The following is a 2,865-nucleotide window of genomic DNA, read 5'->3' as shown; positions in this document are numbered from 1 at the left end:
GCGCTGCGCACCACGATGACCTGGGTGTCGCAGACCTGGCTCTGTAGGCGGGTGCCGTTCTTGATCATGCTGACTCCTTGCTGGCTGTGTTCGATTCGGCGGTCAGCTCGTCGACGAGTTGCCTGCGCAGAATCTTGCCGGTGGCGTTGGTGGGGAGTTCGTCGCGGAACACTACGCGGTCAGGGGTGCGGGAACCGCGAAGCTGGGTGCGGACGTGGGCGCGCAGATCCTCGGCCTTCGGGTCGGTGCCTGGCGCGGGGACGACGACGGCGACGATGATCTGGCCCCACTCGGAGTCTTCCGGGCCGACGACCGCGCAGTCGCGCACGTGCGGGTGTTCGACGAGGACGTCCTCGATCTCGGCGGGCGCGATGTTCTCGCCGCCACGGATGATCGTGTCGTCGGATCGGCCGCCAAGGAACAGGTAGCCCTCCTCGTCGAGCATGGCGACGTCCCTGGTGGGAAACCAGCCCTCGGCGTCGAGGACCGAGCCGATGTCGGTGTACTTGCCAGATACCTGCTCACCACGGACGAACAGTTCGCCGGTCTCGCCGTGGCCCAGGACGGTGCCGTCGTCGGCGCGGATCTGCACCTCGATACCCGGGACGGGCTGGCCCACCGAGCCGAGCCGTCGCAGCGCGGCATCGTCGGTGGCGGCCAGCGCGGCGCGATGGTCGTCTGGGGTGAGCACCGCGATGGTGGAGCTGGTCTCGGTCAGCCCGTAGGCGTTGACGAACCCGACGCGTGGCAGCAGCGACAGCGCCTTCCGCACCAGGGGCAGTGCCACCTTCGAGCCGCCGTAGGCCAGGGTGCGCAGCGACGGCAGCGCGGCCGCGGTGGAGTCGAGCACACCGACGATGCGATCCAGCATGGTCGGCACGACGGTGGCTGAGGTGACGTTCTCGGCGCCGATCAGCCGTACCCATTCTGAGGCGTCGAAGTGGTTCAGGTACACCATCTTTCGGCCCGCGTAGAGGTTCGATAGCGCCGCTGAGACGCCGGCGATGTGATACGGCGGCACGCAGATCAGTGCGGCGTCGCCAGGGTCCGCGGAGGCGAATTCGACGGTCCCGGTGATGTAGCTGGTCAGGTTGTTGTGGGTGAGCTCGACGGCCTTGGGCTTGCTAGTGGTACCCGAGGTGAAGAGCACCACCGCCACCGAATCCGGGTCGGCGAACTCGGCCGTCGGCTCGGCGGTGCGGGCGGCGTCGACGAACGCGGCCGAACTCAGCACCCGATAGCCGTCGCCGACGGCGGCGCGGTACTCGTCGTCGACGACGACCAGCGGGTCGGGCAGCCTGTCGAGCAGTGCGCGCAGCCCGTCGGTGGACAATCGGTAGTTCAGCGGCGTCAGGGGCACCGCGGCGCGCGCCGCGGAGAACAGCAGCAGCGGCAACATCGACCCGCCGGTACCGACGTAGGCGACGTGCCGGGCACCCGAGGAGGTGATCACGCCTGCACCACCGTCGGCCAGCGTGCTCAAGTCCTCGGTAGTGAGTCGGACGTCGCCGGACACCACGGCCGTCCGGTCGGGATCGCCCGACGATGCCATCTCCAGCAGCAGTGAGATGCTCACGGTTTGTCCACGAAGATGTCCCACATGGGGTCGTCGCCACCGCCGTACTTGGAGAGGTCGGTGATACCGGATTCGGCGAGCACGTCGGCGTCGATGAACGTCTGGCCGTTGGCGTCGGTGGCAGGCCGGGTCAGGATGACCACCGCGGCGTCGGCCATGATGTCGGAACTGCGTGAAGCCGCTACCAGGGCATCCCCGTCGGCCAGGTTCGTCACCGCCGAGGTCGCGATGTACGTCTGCGGCCACAGGCAGCTGAAACCGATTCCCGCGTCGGCATATTCGGCTGCCCAGCCGAGCGACAGCAGCGTCATGCCGTACTTCGACAACGTGTACGTCGGGTGTGCGCCGAGCCAGTGGGGGCTGAGGTTCAGCGGTGGCGCCAAGGTGACCACGTGGGCGTTGGATGACTGGCGTAGGTGGGGCAGAGCCGCCTTGGTGAGCAGGAACGTGCCGCGCACGTTGATGTCCATCATCAGGTCGAACTTCTTGGCCGACAGCTTCTCCGTCGGCTCCGTCGCGATCGCGCTGGCGTTGTTGACGACGATGTCGATGCCGCCGAAGCGTTCGACCGCGGCGTCCACGGCCCGCTGCACGTCCTCCTCGTTGCGGACGTCCCCCACCACTGCGAGGCCCTTCCCGCTCGCTGCCTCCACCGCGGCGACCGCGGTGTGCACGGTGCCAGGCAGCTTCGGGTGTGGCTCGCTGGTCTTGGCGAGAAGCACCGCGTTGGCGCCGAGCTTGGCGGCACCGAGCGCGATTGCCAGGCCGATGCCGCGGCTACCGCCGGACACCACCAGCGTGCGGTCGGCAAGCGGATGCTGCTCGCTCATGGTCCTCCTGAAGTCTCTGACCCCGATGGTAGTCGAACGATAGGGCCATTCTCATTTTCTGCAAGTGCCATGCTCGCACATTGCTCGACCGGCCTGGTTAGGGGGAACAGCACGCCTGGCCATACGGCCGCTGACGTGCCACGGGAGGCCCAACTCGCGATGTGTTTCCGCTGGGCGGTATTGGCATTCTCATTTTAAGCAAGTACGTTATCCCTCGATGAGTGACCAAGCCATACCTCGGGTAGAGACCCCCTCCGGGATCCCGCTGGAGCCCGTGTACGGACCGGGCGACCGCGCGGCAGACCCGCCCGCGCCCGGCGAGTACCCCTTCACGCGTGGCAACTTCGCGTCCGGCTACCGCGGCAAGACCTGGACGTTCCGCCAGTATTCGGGATTCGGTACGGCGGAGGAGTCCAACCAGCGCTACCGCTACCTGCTCGGCCAGGGCGGCACCGGGCT

3 protein-coding genes are annotated in these 2,865 nt (G+C 67.6%); 1 reads left to right on the top strand and 2 read right to left on the bottom strand.

Translation table 11 applies throughout. The annotated features are described in order from the left end of the window. Positions 1 to 64: 64 nt before the first annotated feature. Positions 65 to 1,576, bottom strand: coding sequence for a class I adenylate-forming enzyme family protein (locus ACRDUX_RS15120; RefSeq protein ID WP_526414833.1), 1,512 nt, complete (start codon positions 1,574 to 1,576; stop codon positions 65 to 67). Then, positions 1,573 to 2,406, bottom strand: coding sequence for an SDR family oxidoreductase (locus ACRDUX_RS15115; RefSeq protein ID WP_526414832.1), 834 nt, complete (start codon positions 2,404 to 2,406; stop codon positions 1,573 to 1,575). The genes ACRDUX_RS15120 and ACRDUX_RS15115 overlap by 4 nt, the downstream gene beginning before the upstream one ends. A gap of 217 nt (positions 2,407 to 2,623) precedes the next feature. On the opposite strand from ACRDUX_RS15115, the gene ACRDUX_RS15110 reads away from it, so the two are divergent. Beyond that, positions 2,624 to 2,865: methylmalonyl-CoA mutase family protein (locus ACRDUX_RS15110; RefSeq protein ID WP_526414831.1), on the top strand; the 242-nt coding region annotated here is incomplete at its 3' end.

Source organism: Mycobacterium sp. (assembly GCF_050701675.1).
GTDB lineage: Bacteria > Actinomycetota > Actinomycetes > Mycobacteriales > Mycobacteriaceae > Mycobacterium.
Note: the sequence above shows the minus strand (reverse complement) of the source record. Positions and strands in the feature narration are given on the sequence as shown.